This window comes from Nocardia sp. NBC_01329 (assembly GCF_035956715.1).
In the GTDB taxonomy this organism is placed as follows: domain Bacteria; phylum Actinomycetota; class Actinomycetes; order Mycobacteriales; family Mycobacteriaceae; genus Nocardia.
Map to the genome: position 1 here is coordinate 1,452,206 of NZ_CP108381.1, position 20,862 is coordinate 1,473,067.

20 protein-coding genes are annotated in these 20,862 nt (G+C 67.1%); 10 read left to right on the plus strand and 10 right to left on the minus strand.

The window, feature by feature from the left end:
• Window positions 1–12 precede the first annotated feature (12 nt).
• Both OG405_RS06780 and mftR read right to left on the minus strand, forming a co-directional pair.
• Window positions 13–915, minus strand: coding sequence for an STAS domain-containing protein (locus tag OG405_RS06780; RefSeq protein WP_030521382.1), 903 nt, complete (start codon window positions 913–915; stop codon window positions 13–15).
• 117 nt (window positions 916–1,032) lie between these two features.
• On the minus strand, window positions 1,033–1,650 hold the full coding sequence (gene mftR / locus OG405_RS06785; protein WP_327150761.1) for a mycofactocin system transcriptional regulator: 618 nt from the start codon (window positions 1,648–1,650) through the stop codon (window positions 1,033–1,035).
• 124 nt (window positions 1,651–1,774) lie between these two features.
• Here mftR and mftE point away from each other — a divergent pair, with 124 nt between their 5' ends.
• The 5 genes from mftE to OG405_RS06810 all read left to right on the plus strand — a co-directional run bounded on the left by mftE (window position 1,775) and on the right by OG405_RS06810 (window position 7,536).
• A complete protein-coding gene (mftE, locus tag OG405_RS06790; protein WP_327152251.1) occupies window positions 1,775–2,473 on the plus strand; it encodes a mycofactocin biosynthesis peptidyl-dipeptidase MftE in 699 nt (232 codons plus the stop codon).
• The gene (gene mftD / locus OG405_RS06795) at window positions 2,470–3,654 is read left to right on the plus strand and encodes a pre-mycofactocin synthase MftD (RefSeq protein WP_327150762.1); all 1,185 of its coding nucleotides are present in this window, start codon (window positions 2,470–2,472) and stop codon (window positions 3,652–3,654) included. The genes mftE and mftD overlap by 4 nt, the downstream gene beginning before the upstream one ends.
• Window positions 3,655–3,771: 117 nt before the next feature.
• Window positions 3,772–4,734: an NAD(P)-dependent oxidoreductase gene (locus OG405_RS06800; protein ID WP_327150763.1), complete on the plus strand. Its 963-nt coding sequence runs from the start codon at window positions 3,772–3,774 to the stop codon at window positions 4,732–4,734.
• Between the two features lie 2 nt (window positions 4,735–4,736).
• Window positions 4,737–5,615, plus strand: a complete 879-nt coding sequence (locus OG405_RS06805) for an NAD(P)-dependent oxidoreductase (protein ID WP_327150764.1) — start codon at window positions 4,737–4,739, stop codon at window positions 5,613–5,615.
• Between the two features lie 244 nt (window positions 5,616–5,859).
• Window positions 5,860–7,536: a fumarate hydratase gene (locus OG405_RS06810; RefSeq protein WP_327150765.1), complete on the plus strand. Its 1,677-nt coding sequence runs from the start codon at window positions 5,860–5,862 to the stop codon at window positions 7,534–7,536.
• Window positions 7,537–7,632: 96 nt separating this feature from the next.
• Here OG405_RS06810 and OG405_RS06815 read toward each other — a convergent pair whose 3' ends face one another.
• Window positions 7,633–8,271, minus strand: coding sequence for a helix-turn-helix transcriptional regulator (locus tag OG405_RS06815; RefSeq protein WP_327150766.1), 639 nt, complete (start codon window positions 8,269–8,271; stop codon window positions 7,633–7,635).
• Window positions 8,272–8,570: 299 nt separating this feature from the next.
• On the opposite strand from OG405_RS06815, the gene OG405_RS06820 reads away from it, so the two are divergent.
• Window positions 8,571–8,711, plus strand: coding sequence for a hypothetical protein (locus tag OG405_RS06820; RefSeq protein ID WP_327150767.1), 141 nt, complete (start codon window positions 8,571–8,573; stop codon window positions 8,709–8,711).
• A 26-nt stretch (window positions 8,712–8,737) separates the two neighbouring features.
• On the opposite strand, the gene OG405_RS06825 is transcribed toward OG405_RS06820, so the two are convergent.
• Window positions 8,738–9,679: a hypothetical protein gene (locus OG405_RS06825; RefSeq protein WP_327150768.1), complete on the minus strand. Its 942-nt coding sequence runs from the start codon at window positions 9,677–9,679 to the stop codon at window positions 8,738–8,740.
• Between the two features lie 204 nt (window positions 9,680–9,883).
• Window positions 9,884–12,505, minus strand: a complete 2,622-nt coding sequence (rph, locus tag OG405_RS06830; protein ID WP_327150769.1) for a rifamycin-inactivating phosphotransferase — start codon at window positions 12,503–12,505, stop codon at window positions 9,884–9,886.
• A gap of 617 nt (window positions 12,506–13,122) precedes the next feature.
• Here rph and OG405_RS06835 point away from each other — a divergent pair.
• The gene (locus OG405_RS06835) at window positions 13,123–13,347 is read left to right on the plus strand and encodes a hypothetical protein (protein WP_327150770.1); all 225 of its coding nucleotides are present in this window, start codon (window positions 13,123–13,125) and stop codon (window positions 13,345–13,347) included.
• Window positions 13,348–13,461: 114 nt separating this feature from the next.
• Here OG405_RS06835 and OG405_RS06840 read toward each other — a convergent pair whose 3' ends face one another.
• Together OG405_RS06840 and OG405_RS06845 are read right to left on the minus strand one after the other, a co-directional pair.
• Window positions 13,462–14,124, minus strand: a complete 663-nt coding sequence (locus OG405_RS06840) for a hypothetical protein (RefSeq protein ID WP_327150771.1) — start codon at window positions 14,122–14,124, stop codon at window positions 13,462–13,464.
• A gap of 469 nt (window positions 14,125–14,593) precedes the next feature.
• A complete protein-coding gene (locus OG405_RS06845; RefSeq protein WP_327150772.1) occupies window positions 14,594–15,031 on the minus strand; it encodes a DoxX family protein in 438 nt (145 codons plus the stop codon).
• Window positions 15,032–15,368: 337 nt separating this feature from the next.
• On the opposite strand from OG405_RS06845, the gene OG405_RS06850 reads away from it, so the two are divergent.
• Window positions 15,369–16,877, plus strand: a complete 1,509-nt coding sequence (locus OG405_RS06850) for a hypothetical protein (protein ID WP_327150773.1) — start codon at window positions 15,369–15,371, stop codon at window positions 16,875–16,877.
• Window positions 16,878–16,986: 109 nt separating this feature from the next.
• On the opposite strand, the gene OG405_RS06855 is transcribed toward OG405_RS06850, so the two are convergent.
• Window positions 16,987–17,313 carry a YnfA family protein gene (locus tag OG405_RS06855; RefSeq protein ID WP_327150774.1) on the minus strand — a complete coding sequence of 109 codons (327 nt, stop codon included), beginning with the start codon at window positions 17,311–17,313 and terminating at the stop codon, window positions 16,987–16,989.
• A 203-nt stretch (window positions 17,314–17,516) separates the two neighbouring features.
• On the opposite strand from OG405_RS06855, the gene OG405_RS06860 reads away from it, so the two are divergent.
• Window positions 17,517–18,044 carry a M15 family metallopeptidase gene (locus tag OG405_RS06860; RefSeq protein ID WP_327150775.1) on the plus strand — a complete coding sequence of 176 codons (528 nt, stop codon included), beginning with the start codon at window positions 17,517–17,519 and terminating at the stop codon, window positions 18,042–18,044.
• Window positions 18,045–18,099: 55 nt separating this feature from the next.
• Here OG405_RS06860 and OG405_RS06865 read toward each other — a convergent pair whose 3' ends face one another.
• Window positions 18,100–19,332 carry an XRE family transcriptional regulator gene (locus OG405_RS06865; protein WP_327150776.1) on the minus strand — a complete coding sequence of 411 codons (1,233 nt, stop codon included), beginning with the start codon at window positions 19,330–19,332 and terminating at the stop codon, window positions 18,100–18,102.
• Window positions 19,333–19,546: 214 nt separating this feature from the next.
• On the opposite strand from OG405_RS06865, the gene OG405_RS06870 reads away from it, so the two are divergent.
• Entirely contained in the window at window positions 19,547–19,852 is a 306-nt protein-coding gene (locus OG405_RS06870; protein WP_036513657.1) for a hypothetical protein, read from the plus strand.
• Window positions 19,853–19,883: 31 nt separating this feature from the next.
• On the opposite strand, the gene OG405_RS06875 is transcribed toward OG405_RS06870, so the two are convergent.
• Window positions 19,884–20,771, minus strand: coding sequence for a PAC2 family protein (locus OG405_RS06875; RefSeq protein ID WP_327150777.1), 888 nt, complete (start codon window positions 20,769–20,771; stop codon window positions 19,884–19,886).
• Window positions 20,772–20,862: the final 91 nt, after the last annotated feature.

A 20,862-nucleotide genomic window follows, 5' to 3' on the forward strand; every position in this document is an offset into this window, starting at 1 on the left:
GTGGGTTCCGGGTCAGCGCGAATCGCGTTCGCTGCGCTCGGTCACTCTGGACACTTCATAGCCCAGTAACCGCTCCGCTTCCTCGATACCGCCCTGCAGATCGCCGACCGCGTTCATCTTCGACAGGTCCAACCCGATGGTGACCAGTGTCAAGGCGATCTCCGAGGACAGTCCGGTCATGATGACGCTGGCGCCCATCAGCCCCGACGCGTCCACCGTCTGAACCAGGTGGTTGGCCACCGTGGAGTCTATATCGGGCACACCGGTGATATCGATGACGACCACCTTGGCACGGTTGTTCCGGATGGCGCGCAGCAGTTGCTCGGTGAGCTGGCGGGCGCGCTGACTGTCGAGTACGCCGATTATCGGCAGGATCAGCAATTGTTCGCGTACCTGGAGGACCGGGGTGGACAGCTCCCGGATGGCTTCCTGCTGTTGCCGGATGACCCGCTCGCGTTCCTGGACGAAGGAGACGCCCACCGTATTGGCGATCCGGTTGGCCGCCGGTTCGTAGGCGTCGAGCACTGCGTTGAGTAACTCGAAATTGGACTGGTACTTCTCGAACAGCGAGCGCGCCAGCACATCGCGCAGCAGCAGCACCATGCCGAGGACCTCGTCGGTCTCCACTCCACGCGGAATGATGCGCTCGGAGAGGTCGCGGGCGTAGGCCTGCAGCGCCTCGACGCTACCGGTTTCCAGAACCTCGACGTAGTTGTCGTAGACCGACGTCGCCTCGGAGAAGACCTCCTCGGGCGTCATCGCCGTCAGCAGGCGCGCCTCGGTGATCCGTCGGGCCCACTCCTCGCGGAGCGCGGTGCGGTTCTGGCGCAGATGTTCGACCAGCTGCGGGAGCAGATTGTCTACGGGTCCCGCAGCCAACGAGTCCGCCGAAAGGCCCATGGACACCTCGGACATGTAACTTGTGCCCCTTTCGACGGCGGTCGGGTACATCATAGATTTTCCGGCGGTCGTGCCGATACCGAGCCTAGTCATACCCACGCACACATACTGGCGAAACCTGCGGGTCCGGTTTTATCGCGCCGGTGTGACCGGGGTCGCGGCGGGGGTCGGGAAACCGTGCTCGAGCGCCGCGAGCGCGCGGTCCAGGTACACGGTGAGATCCGCGTCCGCCCGGGCGAGCCATGCGTCGAACGCGGCCCGGGCGGCGGCCAGCGTGGTGCGCCCGACCGCCATCGGCAGGAGTGAATCCGCCGGTTCCCCCAGTCGTCCGGCGGCGAACTCGCCCACCGCCCGCTCCCAGGCGTCGTAGTGGGTGCCGGCCGTGGCGGCCAGCGCTGGGACGGTGGCCACCAGTTTCATCCGCATCCGCAGCTCGGGCACGTCCTCGGCGCGATACCGATTGGCGTTCACCACCACCCGCCGGACGGCTGCCATCATGGGCTCGGCATCGGGCACTGTGCCGAACGCGGCCCGTAGCGCGGTGACCTCGTCGTCGAACGAATACCAGAGCACTTCCGCCTTGCCGGGGAAATAGCGGAAGAAGGTGCGGCCGCTGATCCCGGCGGCGGCGGCGATCTGCTCGACGGTGGTCTCGTCGAATCCCTGCTCACTGAACAACCGCATCGCGATCAGTTCGAGCTCGCGTTTGGTGGTGCCCCGCGGCCGGCCGCGGGGATGCTGTCCCGTCACGGGTAAATAGTGCGCTGCGACCGTGAAGTTCGGGGCCGGTACCCCCGAACACCGCGCGGCGGGAGCAGTCGTGCGGGCGCGGGCGCTTGATTATGTCAGTCACTGACGATAATCTCGGCCCATGATGGTGGCGGACCTCACATCGCCCGAGGTGGGCGCGCTGCGCGCGACCGCACCGGTGCTGGTGGTGCCGGTGGGTGCGACCGAGCAGCACGGCCCGCATCTGCCGCTGTCCACCGATACCGACCTCGCCGGTGCCCTTTGCGCCGGGGTGGCCGCGCGGTGTCCCCGAGTGCTCGTCGCGCCCGCGATCGCCTACGGCGCGAGCGGTGAGCATGCCGGATTTCCCGGCACGCTGTCGATCGGGCAGGCCGCACTGGAACTACTGATCGTCGAACTGTGCCGTTCGGCGACCGATACCTTCGAACGGATCGTGCTGGTGAACGGACACGGCGGCAATATCGAGGCCTTGCGCCGCGCGGTGACCTCGCTACGTGGCGAATCCCGCGATATCCGGCTGTTCCTGCCGCGCCACGACAGCGACGCGCATGCCGGACGGGCCGAGACCGCGCTGCAGTTGCACCTCACGCCGGGGCGGGTGCGCCTCGAGCGCGCCGAACCCGGTGATACGCGGCGGCTCGCCGAGATCCTGCCCCTGTTGCGGGCCGGAGGTGTCGCGGCGGTGAGCGCCAACGGGGTGCTCGGCGATCCCAGCGGCGCGACCGCCGCCGAGGGCGCTGAGTTGCTCGAACGGCTCGTCTCCCAGTTGTACGAACAGATCCGGCAGTGGTGGCCGGAACCAGTGGAAAGGATCCGACTATGAATCCGTGGTTCGAAACCGTCGCCGAAGCGCATCGGCGCGCGAAGAAACGGCTGCCGAAATCGGTGTACGGCGCGTTGGTCGCCGGCTCGGAACGCGGCCTGACCATCGACGACAACCAGGCCGCCTTCGGCGAGCTCGGTTTCGCCCCGCACGTGGCCGGACCCATCGGCGAGCGCGACCAGTCGACCACGGTGCTGGGTCAGCAGATCTCGATGCCGGTGATCATCTCGCCGACCGGCGTCCAGGCCGTCCATCCCGAGGGTGAGGTCGCCGTGGCCCGCGCCGCCGCGGCCCGCGGGACCGCGATGGGGCTCTCCTCGTTCGCCAGTAAACCGGTGGAGGAAGTCGTCGCAGCCAACCCTGCCACGTTCTTCCAGCTCTATTGGTGCGGGAGCAAGGACGATATCGCCGGACGGATGGCGCGCGCGAAGGCCGCGGGTGCGGTAGGCCTGATCCTCACCCTCGACTGGTCGTTCTCGCACGGTCGCGACTGGGGCAGCCCGTCGATCCCGGAGAAACTGGATCTCAAGACGATGGCGAGTTTCGCGCCCCAGGTGATCGCCAAACCGCGCTGGCTGACCACCTATCTGAAGTCGGGCTCACTGCCCGATCTCACCGCGCCCAATATGGCGCTGGGCGAGGCGCCGGCCCCGGGTTTCTTCGGCGCCTACGGTGAATGGATGGGTACCACGCCGCCGGACTGGACCGATGTGGCCTGGGTCTGTGCGCAGTGGGACGGCCCGGTGATGCTCAAGGGTGTGATGCGGGTGGACGACGCGCGGCGCGCGGTCGACGCCGGCGTGGCCGCGATATCGGTGTCCAATCACGGTGGTAACAACCTCGACGGCACCCCGGCCTCCATCCGCGCCCTCCCGGTGGTCGCCGACGCGGTGGGACACGAGATCGAGATCCTGCTCGACGGCGGTATCCGCCGCGGAGGCGATGTGGTCAAGGCCGTGGCACTCGGCGCGCGGGCGGTCATGATCGGCCGCGCCTATCTGTGGGGTCTGGCAGCGAACGGGCAGGCCGGCGTGGAGAACGTGCTGGACATCCTGCGTGGCGGTATCGATTCCGCGCTGCTCGGGCTGCGCAAGACCGGTGTCACCGAGCTGGACCGGTCCGACATCGTGATTCCCGCGGGTTTCGAGCGACGACTGGGGGCCGACGCCTCGACGCAGTGATTGCGGTCATCCGACCACCCGCCGGCTTCGCGAGCAGTTCGCTTACCTACAGGTGAGTTATCGCACTGAAAAGTGCGTACTTGTGGGCTCCACCGGCCGCGCCGACACTCGATCACTGTGAACACGACCGCAGAACCGCCCCGAACAGCGCATACGGGAGGCTCATCGGCCGACCGGCCGATTCCGGTGACCGTGCTCGGCACCGGGTCGATGGGTCGTGCTCTGGCCGAGGCCTTTCTCGCGGCCGGGCACCCGACCACCGTATGGAATCGCACCCCGCACCGAGCGGCCCCGCTGGTGACCGCGGGTGCCGACCATCGGCTCGCCATCGCCGATGCCCTTGCCGCGGGCTCGCTGATCATCAGTTGTACGACCACATTCCGAGCCGCACGGGAAAGTTTGACGGGCGCGGAGTCCCAGCTGGCCGGGCGCACCTTGATCACCCTCAACAGTGGCACGCCCGCCGATGCGCGGGAATTCGCGGCGTGGGCGCGGGACTGCGGGGCTCGGTTCCTCGCCGGTGCGATCAAGAATGTGCCCGCGGCCGTCGGAAAGCCGGACACACTGCTGTATTTCGGCGGTGAGCGAGCCGTCTTCGACAACCATGAGGGGGTATTGCGGGCTCTCGGCGGTGATCTCGTCCATCTGGGCGAGGACCCGGATCTGGCTGCCCTCTACGAGTCGGCTGTCGGTGCGACTCTGCTTCCCACACTGCTCGGGTTCTTCGAAGGGGCGGCATTACTGGCGGCGCGTGGGATCCCGGCGCGGTCGATGGTGTCCTACTCCGTCAAGTGGCTACAGATGATCGAATCTCTGCTACCGCTCATGGCCGGAGAGATCGACGACCGGGACTTCACCCGGCTGGGTTCGTCGATCGCGTTGTTCCACGACGCGATTCCCTACGACGAGCAACTCGGTGCGGAGGCAGGTGTCGATATGACGTGGCACGATCCGATCCACGAGCTGCTGGGCCGGGCAGTGGCCGAAGGCCGAGGCGACCAGAGCATCACCGCCTTGATCGAGCTCCTGGCACCGGCTGCCCGCGCCGCCGGCGGACGCGAACCCCGGAAGGAAGCATGAGCATGAATCCAGCAGCCGGTTCGGTGACCGTTATCGGACTCGGGCCGATGGGTCGGGCGATGGTCGAGACATTGCGCGCTTCGGGCACCGTGGTCACCGTGTGGAACCGCAGTCCGGAGAAAGCGCACGCCATGACCGAGCACGGCGCTGTCCCTGTGGATACGGTCGCCGAGGCTCTCGACGCCGGCGAAGTGATCCTGGTCAGCCTGACCGAATACGCCGCGATGTATGACGTCCTCGGGGCTGCCGGCGATCACCTGCCGGGCAAGGCGATAGTCAACCTCTCCTCGGATTCGCCGGAAGAGACACGTACGGCGGCGCGGTGGGTCCATGCGCGAGGCGGCCGGTTCCTCGCCGGTGGAGTGATGGCCGATGCCGCGGGCGTCGGAGGTGCGGACGCCTTCATCTTCTACAGCGGCGAACGCGAGGTGTTCGACGCCTGTACCGAGGTGCTCCGCCCCCTCGGCCGGCCCGAATACCTGGGCGCGGATGTCGGGCTGGCGCAACTCTATTACCAGGCAGTCCTCACGCTGTTCCTGTCCGGACTGCTCGCGTTCGAACAAGCACTGGCCATGATCGAGCGTTCGGGCGAACCGATCGAGCGGTTCCTGCCCTTCGCACAACAGTCGATGGGCGATATGACGGAGTTGTACGCCGGTGTCGCCGCCATGGCCGCCGACACCGACGGATGGCGTGATATCGGTCATCTGCGGATGATGGCGGCCGGTGCCGGGCATGTGGTCGAGACCGCCGCGGCCATCGGAGTGGGCACAGGCCTGGCGCGCGCGGTTCAGGACCACTGGCTCCGCGCCTTGTCCGACAGTGAGCGGACAGGTGCGCCGGTATCGACTTTCCAGCTGTTTCGCGGTGGTACGACCTGACATCGGCCTGCCGATCGTGGTGGCCGGAGTCGGATTCAGTGCTTGCGGGGCGATGGTCCGTGTGGTGCTGGTGTCGGTAACTCCGCCTATCAGCGGACCCGGCGGGTTACGATTTAGGTTCGCCTAACTCCAGGTGGTGCGGGGGTCGGCCGCTAGGCTCGCTGTGCTCGACCCCGGCGCAGTGGCCGTTCTCCGCGGCTGCGCCCTGTTAGACCAGCAGCCCACTTCCAAAGGAGTGCGATCGGTGACCGCGCCCGAGTTCCGTTATTCAGACCTGCTCCCGATCGGCGCCGACGACACCCCGTACCGGCTGCTCACCACCGAGGGCGTCAGCACCTTCGAATCCGGCGGCCGGACCTTCCTCCAGGTAGACCCGGAAGTGCTGCGGATGCTGACCGCCGAGGCGATGCACGACATCAGCCACTATCTGCGGCCCGCGCATCTGGCCCAGTTGCGGCGGATCATCGACGACCCGGAGGCCAGTGGTAACGACCGGTTCGTCGCGCTGGATCTGCTGAAGAACGTCAACATCTCCGCCGGCGGCATCCTGCCCATGTGCCAGGACACCGGTACCGCCATCGTGATGGGTAAGAAATCCGAGGGTGTGCTCACCGGTGTCGACGATGCCGAATGGATCAGCCGCGGCGTTTTCGACGCCTACACGAAATTGAACCTGCGCTACTCCCAGCTCGCGCCCGTCACCATGTGGGACGAGAAGAACACCGGGTCCAATCTCCCCGCTCAGGTCGAGCTGTATTCCGCGCCCGGCGATCCCGCGAAGCCCTCCTACAAATTTCTGTACATGGCCAAGGGCGGGGGTTCGGCCAACAAATCGTTCCTGTATCAGGAGACCAAGGCGATCCTGAATCCCACCCGGATGCTCGAGTTCCTGGACGAGAAGATCCGTTCGCTGGGCACCGCGGCCTGCCCGCCGTACCACCTCGCCGTGGTGATCGGTGGCACCAGCGCCGAATTCGCACTCAAGACCGCCAAATACGCCTCCGCGCACTACCTGGACAATCTGCCCACCGAGGGTTCGATGACCGGGCACGCCTTCCGCGACCTCGAACTCGAGCAGGAAGTGTTCAAGCTGACCCAGTCCTTCGGGATCGGCGCCCAGTTCGGCGGTAAGTACTTCTGCCACGATGTCCGCGTGGTGCGGCTGCCCCGGCACGGTGCCAGTTGCCCGGTGGCGCTCGCGGTCTCCTGCTCGGCCGACCGGCAGGCGCAGGCGAAGATCACCCCGGAGGGTGTGTTCCTGGAGCAGCTCGAGCGTGAACCCGCGCAGTATCTGCCCGAGCAGACCGACGCGATCCTCGGTGGCGATGTGGTGAAGGTCGATCTGAACCGGCCGATGGACGAGATCCGCGCCGAACTGTCGAAATACCCGGTGAAGACCCGGCTCTCGCTATCGGGTTCACTGGTCGTGGCCCGCGATATCGCGCACGCCAAGATCAAGGAACGCCTGGACGCGGGGGAGGAGATGCCGCAGTACCTGCGTGATATGGCTGTCTACTACGCCGGACCGGCCAAAACCCCCGACGGCTACGCCTCGGGCTCCTTCGGCCCCACGACCGCCGGTCGGATGGATTCCTACGTCGACCAGTTCCAGGCGGCGGGCGGCTCGTTCGTGATGCTGGCCAAGGGCAACCGCTCCGCCCAGGTCACCAAGGCGTGCAAGGAACACGGCGGTTTCTACCTCGGCTCCATCGGTGGCCCCGCCGCCCGGCTCGCTCTGGACTGCATCAAATCGGTGGAGGTCCTGGAATACCAGGAACTGGGTATGGAAGCAGTCTGGAAGATCGAGGTCGAGGATTTCCCCGCGTTCATCGTGGTGGACGACAAGGGCAACGATTTCTTCGCCGAAACCCAGAAGCCGATCGCGCTGCGGGTGCGGACCCGGTCCAAAGAGCGCGTCTGACGCGTGCGGGGCGTCGAGTCCGGGCGTCGTCGCGGGTAGCGTCGCCCGGCCTGTCGAGCCCAGCGGGGCCGTGAGGCCGGCGCGGCAGCGAATGGCTCAAGGAGACCAGGATCCATCGGTTTCGACGAGCTTGTCGATGACGCGCACGACCTGCTCCTCGTCGCGGGCCATGGCGCCCCAGCCGCGGTTCATCGGCCCGTCGAAGGACTGGCCCCACCAGCCGCCCCAAGCAATGCGCCCGTCCGGATGGAGGGCGAAGTAGATGGTGCCCTTGGAACCGAAGGGTCCGTCGCTCGCGCGGTACCAGCCCACCAGGGATTCACCGTCCCAGATCCGGACCTCGCCCAGCCAATGGAAAGAACCGTCTTTCCCGGCATCCGGTCCGCGAGCGCCCAGGCTCAGGATCTCGCCCTGCTGCGTGACCGACAGTGCGTGTACCTCGACCCGGCTCGCGCCGTTGTGCTGCGTTTCCCATGCTGCCCACCACTGACCGGACAGATCGATTCCGCCCGGGGTCATGCCCGCTATCTCGGCGATCGGCACCTGCAGTACCCGGGCGAGCTTGACCGCTATCTCCAGGCTGGGTGCCTGTTCGCCGGTCTCGTACCGTCCGATCTGGCGGAGTTGGACGCCGACGGCGACCGCCAGGTCTCGCTGGGACAGGCGGCGCCGGTCCCGGGCATGCCGTATCGCGTCCGCCACTTGCACGCGGAATCGGTCATCCGTGCCGCTCACGAGCTCCATGATCGCATCTGTCCTTTCAGACTTCCCGCAACGGCTTCTCGGGCATAGAATCGCCGCGTTGATGGTATGTCTTTTCAGACGATCCAGGGAGACTAATGAGACATGATCACGCGGATAGCGGGGAGGGGCTCTCCACGGGCACGCACCAGCCCGGGTGGCCGCCCCCCGTCGGTCTGCCCGTGTACCCCCGGAGCGTCGAGAGCGCGCGGCGACGCGGCCCCACCTATCGCTTGACCGTTCTTCCCGTCGGTTCGTCGTACCTGGTACGGGTCCCCGCTTTCGGATTGGTCATGTACCTGGACGACGAGAATCGAATCGTGGATGAGGCCGTGCGGCGTATCGGCGGCTGCGGCGCCGCCAATAATGACTTCCACGTCGAGATAGAACACCTCCCGAAATCGGGTATCGGCGGCCTGCGGGTGGTCGAGTAGCAGCCAGGATGGAGCCGATCGGGTGGTCATCGCAGATCCAGGCGCACGGTGCCCGCGGCGAGGATCGCCGCGCCGAGCGCGACCACCGTGTAAGGCCACCACTGACGATCGCCGGGCGCCGCTGTCGGTTCCTCCTGCACGACTGTGGTACTGGATATCGCGTCCGTCGCCGACCGCACGTTGTGGGCGATCCCGTCGACGACTCCGGACACCGGCGCGACACCGTCGAGAAGTTGTCCCGTACCGTCGGTCAACTCCTGACCGCCGTCGTCGAGTAGGACAAGGCCGTCGCGGAGCTGACGGGACCCGTTGGCAGCCTGCGAAGTGCCCGCGACGAACTCGGCGTTCGGATCGGTGAGTTCGTAGGCGAGTTGCCGTGCGCCGTCGCGCAGCTGGGCGAGTTGGTCGAGGGAAGCGCGCCCCAGTCCCTGGGTTTCCGAGAGTTCGACGAGCGCGCGCACCCGGTCGCCAGCGTGCTGTGACGCCGGATCCGGTGCGGCAGCGAGAGTCTCTGCGACAGTCCGCAGCTGGGCGGTCACCTCCCCCTGGATCTCGCCGAGCCCGGACAGCCGGTCCACCAGTTCCTCGACTCCGTCACTGACCTGGGTCGCGCCGTCGCCGAGCAAGACCACACCGTCCTCGAGCTGCCCGAGTCCGTCGGCGAGCTGCTGACCACCGTCTCGGGCCTGCCGAAGGCCGTCTGCGAGCTGGTGGGCACCGTCGTCGAGTCGGTGGCCACCGTCGGTGAGCTGTCCGACACCACCATCGAGCAACGCCAGCGGCAGAGTCGTCTGCTGCAAGGTCGCGCGGACGGCGGCGACACCGCCGCCGGCATCGCCCGCCCGCGCCGGTGAACGTGCCGCCGTCACGGTCCCCTCGGGTGCGTCGCAGTAGGCGAACAGGGCGCCTGCTCCGATGAGGAGCAGGCCGGACGCGGCGATGAACATGGTGATGGCACGGGAACGCACGACCGGTCACGCTACTGGCCGAGATTAAGGAATCATTGAGCTCGCCGGTGTCCAGAGATGGCACACACCGGGCTCGGGCCACCCAGCCGCCGTCCCGGGCCCCGCCGTGCTCCCAGGGACGGTGCTCGGTTTGTCGGGGTCTGCTGGATGTAGCACTGCTGGTGAGACCGGTCGCCGGCGGGCACCCCTCGCGCAGTGGCTATCTCACTCGGCCTCCTGCGACACGATCTCGACGTACCCGTCCGTTCCGTTCACACGGATCCGCTGCCCGTCGCGGATCAACCGGGTGGCATGCTCCACGCCGACAACGGCGGGCAACCCGTACTCCCGGGCGATCACCGCGCCGTGGGTCATCAGTCCACCCACCTCCGTGACCAGACCCTTGATCGCCACGAACAAAGGCGTCCAGCTCGGATCGGTGTAGGCGGTGACCAGTATGTCGCCCGGTTCGAGATCGGCTCGCGCCATATCCGACACCACCCTGGCCCGTCCCTCTACGGTCCCGCTGGATACCGGCATTGCGGCCAGCGCCCCGGCCGGTAGATCTGTGCGCCGATACGCTCCGGCGAACGTCTCGCCGTCGGAGGTGAGCACCCGGGGCGGTATCAGCGCCCGGTAGGAGCGGAAGGCGTCCCTTCGCTCGCGGATGAGCTGGTCACAGGACTGCTGTGTGCGCACGAGCCGAGACAACTCGTCGAAGGTCAGGTAGAAGATGTCGTCGAGCCGGCGCAGCACCTGGACCCCCACGAGACGCTCGGCCTCGCGCAACAGGGCCTGCTTGTAGACGAAGTAGCGGCTGACCATGCCGTACTTCGGGTACTCCCGATATCCCGAGAAGGCGCGAAGCTGCTCGATCATCCGCGCGGTCTCCTCGGCCTTCCGTTCCCCGTCCGGCCGCGCGCGCAAACGTGTCAGCAGCTCCTCTTTTTTCTGTCGGGCTTCGTGCCGGCCGTCCTCGAAGTGCCGCGCGGCCGCGCCCGGTTCGAAGTTTTTGATATTCCCCAGAATCGTCGGCACGAGTGCGGCCGGGCGTTCGCTCCAGCGCGGCCGCGTGAGGTCGATCTCGCCGGCGCAGCGCATACCGTATTCGTCGAGATAGGCCTCGATGGCGGCCCGTGCCTCGCGTCCGCCCGGCACCTCCACCAGCTCGTCCAGAAAGCTCCGGTCCTCACGACCCGTGTCCTCGACGCGCCGCAGAAAGGTCACCACCTCCGGGTACGGGCGGATCACGTCGGCCACGTCCAGCAGCGCCAGGCCCATCTCCGAGGTGACATTGTGCGGAACCGATTGTGCGAGCGTATCGGCCGCGTTGTTCTTCTCGCCCAGCCACTCCCGGAGGTGGTCGTCGAGCCAGAAGGCGGCGTCCATACTCGCCGTGATCGCGCGGTAGCTGCGCGGGTCGAACAGGAGCCGCTGCATCTCCCCGATATCTTCCTGGATGAAGTCGAGTAGTTCCGGTCCGGATCTGGTTCCGATATCGCGCTGCAGGGTTTCGACCGAGGCCCGGTTGTCCGCGATGAGTTCGGTGACGATCGCGGGATCGTTCTCGATCGGATCGGGGGTGCCGGCGGCCGGTACGGCGACAGGTCCGGCTGCCGCGGCCGTCCGGGCGAACTCGTCCCGTTCGACGACGGTCCGCAACGCGTCCCCGATGAGCGGATCGGATTTACCGAGCGCCTCGATCATGCTCTCCCGGGCCGTCGGCGACGACAGCCGTTCGGTGACATCGATGAACAGCCGGCCGCCCGCATGTCGCATGGGTGCCCGGCTGGTCAGCTGCCACATCGAGATTCCCAGCGGTTTCATCGGGTCGGTCATCATCTGCTGGTGGCCGACGGAGACGTAGACGCGGTTCCCGTCGTCGGCGGCCTCGGGAACAGGGAACAAGGTGGTGATCGGCCGGCTCTGCACTATGCGGAACCCCTCGTCGACCAGACACCATTCGATATCCTGTGGGCTACCGAAGTGCGCCTCGATACGGCGGCCCAGGGCCGCGAGGTCCACGATCTGCGCATCGGTCAGTACCTGCCGGTTCTGCCATTCGTCCTCGATCTCCTCGATGCGTGTGCCCCCCGCCGGTGCGGGTGCGACGGCGACCCGTTTGGTGGGGACGGTCCGGTCGGTGATCTCGCCGTCGCGCACCCTGTAGACATCGGCGTTCACCAGACCGGAGACCAGGGCCTCGCCGAGACCGAAGCCGGCGTCCACGGAAATGATCTTCCGGTTCGAGGTGATGGGGTCGGCAGTGACCATGATCCCGGACGCCTGTGGAAACACCATCCGCTGCACAACCACCGCCATCTGTACTTTCCGGTGGTCGAAGCCGTTGCGCAGGCGGTAGGTGACGGCTCGCTCGGTGAACAGCGAACCCCAGCACCGGCCGACGTGCCGAAGCACCGCGGCCGCTCCGGCGACGTTCAGATAGGTGTCCTGCTGACCGGCGAAAGAGGCGGTCGGCAGATCCTCGGCGGTCGCACTGGATCGCACGGCACAGGCCTCGTCCGCACCGAGCCGACCGAGTGCGCCGGTGATCTCCGCCGCCACTTCGCCGGGAATGACGGCCTCTTCGATCACGCGCCGGATTTCCGCGCTGAGCACGCGAATCGATTCCCGGTCATCCGGTTCGACCGATGACAACCGATCGAGCCGCTCCGCGATCGAGGGCACTTCGGCCATGACCCGCCGGAAGGCGGCCGTCGTCACACAGAAGCCGTCCGGGACCCGGGTGCCGTCGATTCGCGACAGCTCTCCGAGGTTCGCGCCCTTGCCGCCGACGACCGCGACCTGTGTCCGGTCGATCTCCTGGAAGCTCAGCACGTAACCCATTTCGTTGCTCCTGACCTGTAGGTTCCGGTGTTCGTCGGCGATTATGGACCAGAATCCGAATCCGCATGAGGGCCCCGGATCGTGTATAACCTGGAAGGGGGATGGGGATCGGCGTATCGCCCACGACGATGCGAACCACGAGGCATGGCTGCAGGCGATGGCCGGGCAGGTCCGGGGACGACTCACAGCGGTGGGCAGCCGACTCCGGCTGAGGCAGATGCCTTCTCCGAACTACCGGAGTAGCCCTACCCTCAGGGCAGGGGAGACCAACGAGTGCCGAAGGCACTTGTCAGTGAGTGGCCTTAGGGTGCTGCGCATGTACTCGTCGATCACTGCAGTCCGCGAACGGGAAGCGGCTGCCCGTTTTCCTGGCCTGGCCGGCCGACTCCGACCTGGACCGAGGCGATCACAGTGAGGCTGTCCATCTGGCCTCGGGCGACGCGCTGGAGGGCCTTGCAGGCGACGGTGCTGGGGGGACCTTCTTCTTCTGTGGTGAAGGCGGCGAGGAGCGTCCCGTCCTTTACGCAGATTCCGAAGGCGGAGCGGCGCTGATCGCGATCGGCCTGCCTGAACTTCTGCGGCTCCTATTGGTAGTTCCATGGTGGCGTGACTGCCAAATGTTCACACCGGAGGAAAGTCGGGAGCTCGCAGCCGAGTATCTGGCCGACATACCAGATCTTGTGGCCCGCCGGGACAATGCGGCCGCGGTCCTTGAACTCCAGCTTCCTCAGGAGGCACAGGTATCGGCGCGTTTGCGGGAGGTGGCCGTTGACGTAGGCAAGGACGTCACCCTCATTTTCACACCTGAGGGTGAGCCCTATGCTCCTCTCTTCATGAACTGAGGATGGTCTATCCGCCAACTGTGACGTCACTCATCGGTGGATGTCGACGTCGGCCGGGATCGGGAAATTCTTGTATCGGCGAATTCCGACGACGTGGCCCCGGGTCTCCACGAGTCAGTGGCCGCCGAGGCCCCACGCGTCGAGTCCGCCGTAGATATGAGCCTCCCGGCAGTGAGGCGCGGCCAGGCCGACAGCTTCCCCGCGGTAGATGGCGATGAGTGAGTCCTTGCCCCGCCACCAGGTGTCGGCGAGTCCCTGAACCTCGGGTACGGGCTCGAATCCGTCGAGATTCACTTCTTCGACGGCGTCACCCTTGATCTTCGTGACGGTCCGGGCCCAGTGGCCGGCGTGGTGGGCCAGTGCCAGGGCTTCTACCCATCCCTGCGTGCCGGCGTGCAGGGGTGTCCAGTGGTCGGCGTCGATTCCGAATTCGCCTCCGGGCCCGATCATGAATCCGTAGGCCATGGATACGCGGCAGTCGCCGGCCGGAAAGTGCCACCCGTCCGTGACCAGGGTCTCGGGGGCATCGGCTTCGAGAACACGCGGGCCGCCCTCGTACGCGGGGGCAGGGGGCAGGGCGAGGCCGCCCCAGACTTCTTGGAAGGCCACGGCCCGGTCGATCTCCGCAGCGGGTATCCCGTTGTCGAGCCATACGTCCCGGTAGGGGCGGAGATCCCGGCAGGGCAGACGCATCCCGTGGGTTTCGACGAAGTACCGGGCCCGGCGGCTCAGGCTTTCCGGCGTTCGAGGGGACAGTGGCACGCGCGCGGCACTCATGAGCAGCGAGCGAAGGTCGAACAGCACGAACAGCGGAATCCGAGATCACCGGTCATGATGCGGAGTCTAGATCGTGGCCCAGGCCCAGACCGCACGCTCTTCGAGGAGTCCCAGATGGACGCGCCGGCCGGCTCATCGTAGGCCCGGAACGGCGTCGACGAATCCTTCCTCTGCCGCGTGTAAGTCCGGCCCCTGAACGTGAACCGGCCGCCGAGCGGAAACGGCGAGCCGCGGCGCAACGGCACACCGAGCATGACCAGGGCCGCAACAAGTAGCCGCCAGGGGAGTGGCAGCCGAGCGGGGAGGGGATCGGATACAACGACGGCCACCTGGGGCGGCGCGGTCCGGGCGCCGCCGACCAGGTGGCCGCTGGATCGATCGCTGCCAACCCGACGAGCGATCGATGCGAGAACGCACCCCAGGCGATCGGTGGGTGGGCCACCGATCGCCTGGCGTGCTCATGGATTTGTCATCGCGTGAGCGAGTTGCGCAGATCGGTGATCGTTGCGCGGCGCTCGTAGGCGATCCAGGCGAAGATCGCGGCGAGTACCAGTGGGAAGATCGCCATCGAGGGCTTGTCGGCGATGAAAGCCTGCGTCCCGGCGGCGAGCACGGTGAGAACGGACAGACCCGCGGCAGCAAGGGCGCTGAGCCGTGGCACCATCAGGCCGATACCGCCCGCGACCTCGACAACTCCGATGAAGATGAGCAGCCCGAGGGGGATGGTCAGGTTTTCCGGGGCGTTGTCGGTCAAGGTGTTGGGTATAACGAGCTTGGGCCCGCCGGAGGCGATGATGAAGAACAGGCCGAGCAGGATCTGCAGAGTCCAGAGAACGCGGTTGCGGACCTTGCCGGGACGGTAGGCGCGGTCCTCGGAGAAGTCGGCGGTTGGGTCGATGGTGGTCATTTTCTGTCCTTCTGGTCGGTCGCGCCGGGTTGGTAGCGCGTTCAACGGATAGGACGGAGCACCGCCGTCGGACTCATCGCTGTCCGCGTAGATTTTCTGGAACCGCTGCTGGACCGGCTCGGCGCCGGATCCGTAGAGAAGGTGCGTTCATCGTGGCCACCGGCTCCACAGCGATAGTCTTCTCGGTGACCGGACGTGCGCTTATGGTGGACCGATGGCCCCGGAGGGGTCGCCACGTGGGACGAGTTCTGTCTCGACTGAGGGACGTCATGCGAGTCGGTGTGTCGGGAGGGTCGGCGCAAGACGGCGACGAGCTCTGCTCAGACAGAATCTTCTTGTGCAGCATGCTCTCCTCGGCCTGGCCGAGAACCCGTCGCTACCATCCGAACTGGTCGATCGGCTCGTTGCGGGCGCGGATGCGGACCTCGCCGAGGTGTTGGCGTGCCGAGCGGACCTGACTCCCGCGCTGGTGGTCGCACTCGCCCGTTTCGACCCAGCCGCCGTACGGCTCGTTTGTGATGGGCGGCTCACCACCGATGACATCGATCCGACGGCCCGCCCGCGCGTCGCGCTCGCCATGCTGGAACAGGGCTCGGGCCGACCGGAGTGGGCGCGTCTGCTCGCCACCGACCCACTCGAGGAGCACAGGGAGAAGCTGGCGGCCTGCGTCGGCCTGCCGGATGACGTAACGCGAACGCTCGCTTCCGCCCCCGAGGTCCGGGTTGCCGCGGAGCTCGCCCTGTGGACGACGGCGGATGTCGCCACCGATCTTTCCGAACACCCACATGCCGAGGTACGCCGCGCGCTGGCAGCCAACGAGACAGCGCCGCCCACCGTGCTGGCCGCGCTGCTCACCGGCCAGGGGTGGCCGCCGGCCCGGTCCTGTTCGGTCTGCGACCGGGAAGAGACTCCGTTCGTCCACGATCCCCACTGCGCCCGACCCGGCTGTACTCTGCCACCGGGCGCGGCCTGCTCCGGCGCTCATGAATCCACCGTCCGCCAGATCGAGCAGATGGCTCTGCGGAACCCGGCCACCCCGGTCGCGGCTGTTGTGGACTTCGTCGACCACCCCTCGATGCTGCTACGTCACGAACTCGCGACCCGTATCGACCTGCCCGCATCGGTTTACGCGCGGCTCGCCAGGGATTCCGTCCCGTGGATCCGCGCAACGCTCGCGGACAATCCCGCGATCGAGGAGAGTGTGATCCACACTCTGGCCGGCGACACCGGACATGAGGTCCAGCGTCGGTTGGCGCACCATCCGGGTCTGCCGCTCGAATTCCTGCCCCACCTCGCCGAGGCCACCCGGATCGGCTCGACGCTGCTGCCGCGGATCGCCTCCGCCACTTCCGCCGAAGTCGAGGAGTTGGCAGCCTCACCGAACCCGACCGTGCGAATGCTCCTCGCCCAACGCCGGGACCTGCCCGACGCGATCCGCGACACTCTGGCCCGCGACCCCGATGCCAAGGTCGTCAAATCCATCGCACCGCACCCGGGGCTTTCCGAAGATCAGTTGCGAACGACGGTCGCGCGACACGGTGTCCGGGTGATAGCGAAAGTGGCGGCCAATCCCGATGCCACGTCGGCTCTGCTGGAGAGTCTGGCCGATTTCCGGCCGCCGGTGCGCAAGGCGCTCCGCGAGATCGCTCGGCACCGCAATGCGACATCCACCGCATTGCTCGTGTGCCTGACCGACCCGGACGCCAGGCCGTTGGCCGCCCGCCATCCGGCCCTACCACCCTCGGTCATCGCCGAACTGCTCAGTGACGGCGACTGGCAGGTGGTGGAAGCAGCGGCGGCAAATCCGTCGCTGCCGTACGCAGCTATGTCGGGGCTGCTGCACTGACCGAGTCGGGCGCACTCCGGTTTCTTTCCGACACTTGTGAGAGACAGGCCCAACCATCTGAACGTGAGCCGGGCGGGGCAGATCGCGGGCCGGTGCTCTTCGCTCTCGGTCAGGCCGGCCGTGGCGCGTACATGATGACCGCGACGCCGATCAGGCAGATGACCGTCCGGGTGATATCCCAGCGGTCAGGCCGAAAACCGTCCAGGGCCATGCCCCATAACAGTGATCCGGCGACGAACACTCCACCGTAGGCCGCCAGGATGCGCCCGAAGTCGGCATCGGGCTGCAGGGTCGCGGCGAAACCGTAGATGCCGAGTGCGATGACACCGGTGCCGATCCACGCCCGGCCGCGGTGTTCGCGCACGCCCTGCCAGACCAGCCATGCCCCACTGATTTCCGCGACGGCGGCAAGGACGAACAGCAGAGGCCGCGGCATTCGATTCGGGCGCGGGCCTGGTGGTGATCAACCTCAGCCATGTGCTGATGGAGACCTTCGCGAAGTTGCGGTCGGAGCACTGACCGGGCAGGCCGCGAACCGGCGCGCGGCAGGTGACGGGTCTATGGCTTCCGGGTCACATTTGTGCAGCTCAGAACCGGTTCCTTCGGAGACGGTAGGTCGGCGCCGATAGGATCGTCGGCATGATCGATCCTGCGTGGGCTCTGCCCCGCCGCACCCGTGCGACGGCCGCGATCCTGGCCGCCGCGGCCGCCGGACTGGTATTGGGCACAGTGCCCGCCACCGCCGCGCCCGGATTCCCGGTCGCGCCGCTCACCGAGGTCGCGGCGGCGGGAACCGAGGGCCTCGACCCGCTCCTGGCTCTGGCCTACACCATGGCAGAGCAGGAGGCGCACGCGCAGGGAGTGCCGATGTCGATCAATTCCGGCTACCGGGCGCCCGAGGAGCAGCGGGCGATGTGGGAGGACGGGCTGCGCACCTACGGGACTCCGGAGGAAACGCGGCGCTGGGTGCTGCCTCCGGAGGAATCCACCCATGTCACCGGCAAGGCCGTGGATATCGCACCCCGTGAGGGGGCCGCCTGGCTGGAGGCCAACGGCAACCGCTGGGGTTTGTGCCGGACCTTCGAGAACGAGTATTGGCACTTCGAGTTACAGACCCTGCCCGGGACACCATGCCCGCCGCGGGTGCCGGACGCCGCACATCGCTGACGGGAGGTCGGCGTCGTCCGGGGCTCGGTGCCGAACCCCGGACGACCGGTGGTTCTCAGACTCCTGACAGCGACCTGAGCTCGTCCAGGAAAGCGCGGGTCCGCGGGTCACCCGGAAAGCTCTCGACCAGTTCGTGGGCCACCTCGCTGCCGATACACAGCAGCGAGGGCAGAGACCGCCGTTTCGCCTGGAACGCCAGCCGCCCTTCCTCGACCGCCAACTCCAGGTCACGCCCGCGGGCGGCCACCACGGCCAGCGTCAGCCGAGCTTCGGCAACCCGCATAGGGTTGCGCACCGAACCGTCCAGGGTGAGCGAATCGGCCAGTACCGCCTGGGCGTACATCTCTGCGTTCGTATCGTCGCCGACGACACGGCAACAGTCCATGGCGTAGAAATCGAATTTCTGGGGGTCGACCACGAAATGGTTCTCGAGATCGTCGGGATGTCCCAGCCGGTCCAGCAGGGCGCGGCCCTCTGCCAGCGCCGCGTCCACCGCCGCGCGATCACCCAGCCGCGCCCAGGCTTTGGCACGCTGGGCGGCCAGTTGTACCCCGACCCCGCTGGCCGCGCATTCGGGCGGGACCGCCTCGGCCGCCTGGATGACACCGCGATGGTTGCCCTGGGTGAGGGCGAACCAGGCCGCCAGTTCCGAACTCCAGCCGATGATCTCGCAATGCCCGGCCTCCTGGCCCAGCGAGCGGGCCGCCCGCCGGGTGGCCTCGGCGCTGCTTCGTCGACCGAGATCGTATTCGAGACAGCCGAGCAGCAGCGCTACCCATCCGGCCAGCTCCAGGACCTCTTTGTGCTGGGCCAGGGTGAGCCGGCTGTCGAGCAGCGCGGCGATCCGGCGCAGCCAGCCCGTCGCCTCCAGGTGGAGTTCATGCGGGTCGGTAGAGGCGTAGTCACAGCACAGACGCTGCGCGGTGATCCGGACCGCGTCCAGGGTCGCGGTCGAAATATCGGACATCCGTAGCCGTCCCATGAATTCGAGCGTGTCCATTCCGGTGGCGGTGAGCAATTCGTCGTCGCGACTCGGCCGGGCTTTCGGGAAGAAGGCTGCGGCCACCGAATCGAATGCGGCCGCGATGAGGGGAGCGTAGAAGTCGTCGGGTCGTGATTCGCCCGATTCCCAACGCCGCCAATTGCGTAGAAGTGTGCTGTCGGTGGGGAGATTATGGGACGACTTGGCGCGCAGGGCGCGTACGGCGTCCGCCTGTGACCACCCACGCGCATCGCGTTCCGAGCGCATCCGGATGGCCCACAGCGGACGATCTTCAGCAGCAGTCACGTCGCCAGTATTGCACCAGCAAACTTTCCGTGGACCGAAGAGGGCATCCAGATGTCCCCCGCATGACCTCTTCTGCCGCTGTCTACGGTCGGTCATGCTCGAATCGGACCGGCTGCGTGCCGGTTCAAGCAACACCCCCGCGAATGCGGGGAGGAGATCCCGGAGCAGCAAATGGTTCCCCGCCCCCGTGTGGGGAAGGATTCAGGAGGTTCGGGTGGAAGCGTTGGTATACGGGTATTTACGCGACGATCTGGCCGCGGGAGACGGTGACGATATGGAGGCCGCGCTACGCGAGCTGGCCGAGGCCCGAGGACTGTGCTTCGCCGCGACGTTCCACGAATCACGTCCCGGGGATGGGACGGCATTCGCAGAGCTGACCCGGGAACTCCAGCGGGCGGATGCCCATCATGTGGTGGTTCCCTCGCTCGATCACCTCACCGGCCAGACGATTCCACGCGAACTGCTCATCGCGAAACTGGCCAGTGATGCCGCCGCCCGCATCTGGTCGGTGGCCGGCTGAACCGAGGACCCGGCGGCCCGGCGTACCCCCCTCAGCGCCCGAAGCCGCCGGGTCCTCGTCTGCGCAGGTACTTCTCGAATTCGGCGGCGAGGGCGTCGCCGTCGATCTTGGCCATTGCCTCGTTCACATCGATCGCGGCATCGCCGCGCTCCTCGAGTGAACGCACGTATTCGGCGATCTCGTCGTCGGCGTCGGTCATCTCGTTGACCGTGGACTCCCACTCCTCGGCCTGTTGCGGCAGTTCGCGCAGCGGCACCTCGATATCGAGCACATCCTCGACCCGGTGCAGGAGCGCGATCGTCGCCTTCGGATTCGGTGGCTGCGAGACGTAGTGCGGGACCGCGGCCCAGAACGACACCGCCGGAACCCCGGCCTTCACGCACTGGTCCTGGAGCACGCCGGTGATCCCGGTGGGGCCTTCGTAGCGGGTCTGCTCGAGGTTGAACTGCTCGGCCGCTTCCTTGCTGTAGGCGGAACCGGTGACCGGCACCGGGCGGCTGTGCGGGGTGTCGGCCAGCAGTGCCCCCAGGATCACCACCGTCTGCACGTCGAGCTGGTCGATGAACTCCAGCAGGTCTGCGCAGAAACGCCGCCATCGCATATTCGGTTCGATACCACGCAAAAGCACGACATCACGGTCGCTCCCGGGTGGGGAGCACACCGACAGCACCGTCGCCGGCCAGACGATCTCCCGGGTGACACCCTCCACCTGCCGGACCATCGGCCGGTTCACCTGGTAGTCGTAGTAGTCCTCGGAATCGAGTTCGGCCAGCGGCCGCGCATCCCAGATCAACTCCAGATGCTCCACCGCACCGCTGGCGGCATCACCAGCATCGTTCCAGCCCTCGAAGGCCGCAACGAGCACCGGGTCACGCAATGCGGGCAGTTCCCGATCCACCGGAGATTCACTCGAGCTCACCCCTGCCAGCCTACGGTGCGGGCCGCTACCGGCGCGCAGTATCGGTTCCGCCGCGCCTGTCGTGCCCCGCAGGCTGTGGTCGCCCGCACAT

Bases quoted from the DNA above. Each gene is read 5' to 3' on its own strand.
- OG405_RS06780 (WP_030521382.1), bottom strand. From the start codon at position 915: ATGTCCGAGGTGTCCATGGGCCTTTCGGCGGACTCGTTGGCTGCGGGA.
- mftE (WP_327152251.1), top strand. From the start codon at position 1,775: ATGGTGGCGGACCTCACATCGCCCGAGGTGGGCGCGCTGCGCGCGACC.
- mftD (WP_327150762.1), top strand. From the start codon at position 2,470: ATGAATCCGTGGTTCGAAACCGTCGCCGAAGCGCATCGGCGCGCGAAG.
- OG405_RS06805 (WP_327150764.1), top strand. From the start codon at position 4,737: ATGAATCCAGCAGCCGGTTCGGTGACCGTTATCGGACTCGGGCCGATG.
- OG405_RS06820 (WP_327150767.1), top strand. From the start codon at position 8,571: ATGTACCTGGACGACGAGAATCGAATCGTGGATGAGGCCGTGCGGCGT.
- rph (WP_327150769.1), bottom strand. From the start codon at position 12,505: ATGGGTTACGTGCTGAGCTTCCAGGAGATCGACCGGACACAGGTCGCG.
- OG405_RS06835 (WP_327150770.1), top strand. From the start codon at position 13,123: ATGTTCACACCGGAGGAAAGTCGGGAGCTCGCAGCCGAGTATCTGGCC.
- OG405_RS06840 (WP_327150771.1), bottom strand. From the start codon at position 14,124: ATGAGTGCCGCGCGCGTGCCACTGTCCCCTCGAACGCCGGAAAGCCTG.
- OG405_RS06845 (WP_327150772.1), bottom strand. From the start codon at position 15,031: ATGACCACCATCGACCCAACCGCCGACTTCTCCGAGGACCGCGCCTAC.
- OG405_RS06855 (WP_327150774.1), bottom strand. From the start codon at position 17,313: ATGCCGCGGCCTCTGCTGTTCGTCCTTGCCGCCGTCGCGGAAATCAGT.
- OG405_RS06860 (WP_327150775.1), top strand. From the start codon at position 17,517: ATGATCGATCCTGCGTGGGCTCTGCCCCGCCGCACCCGTGCGACGGCC.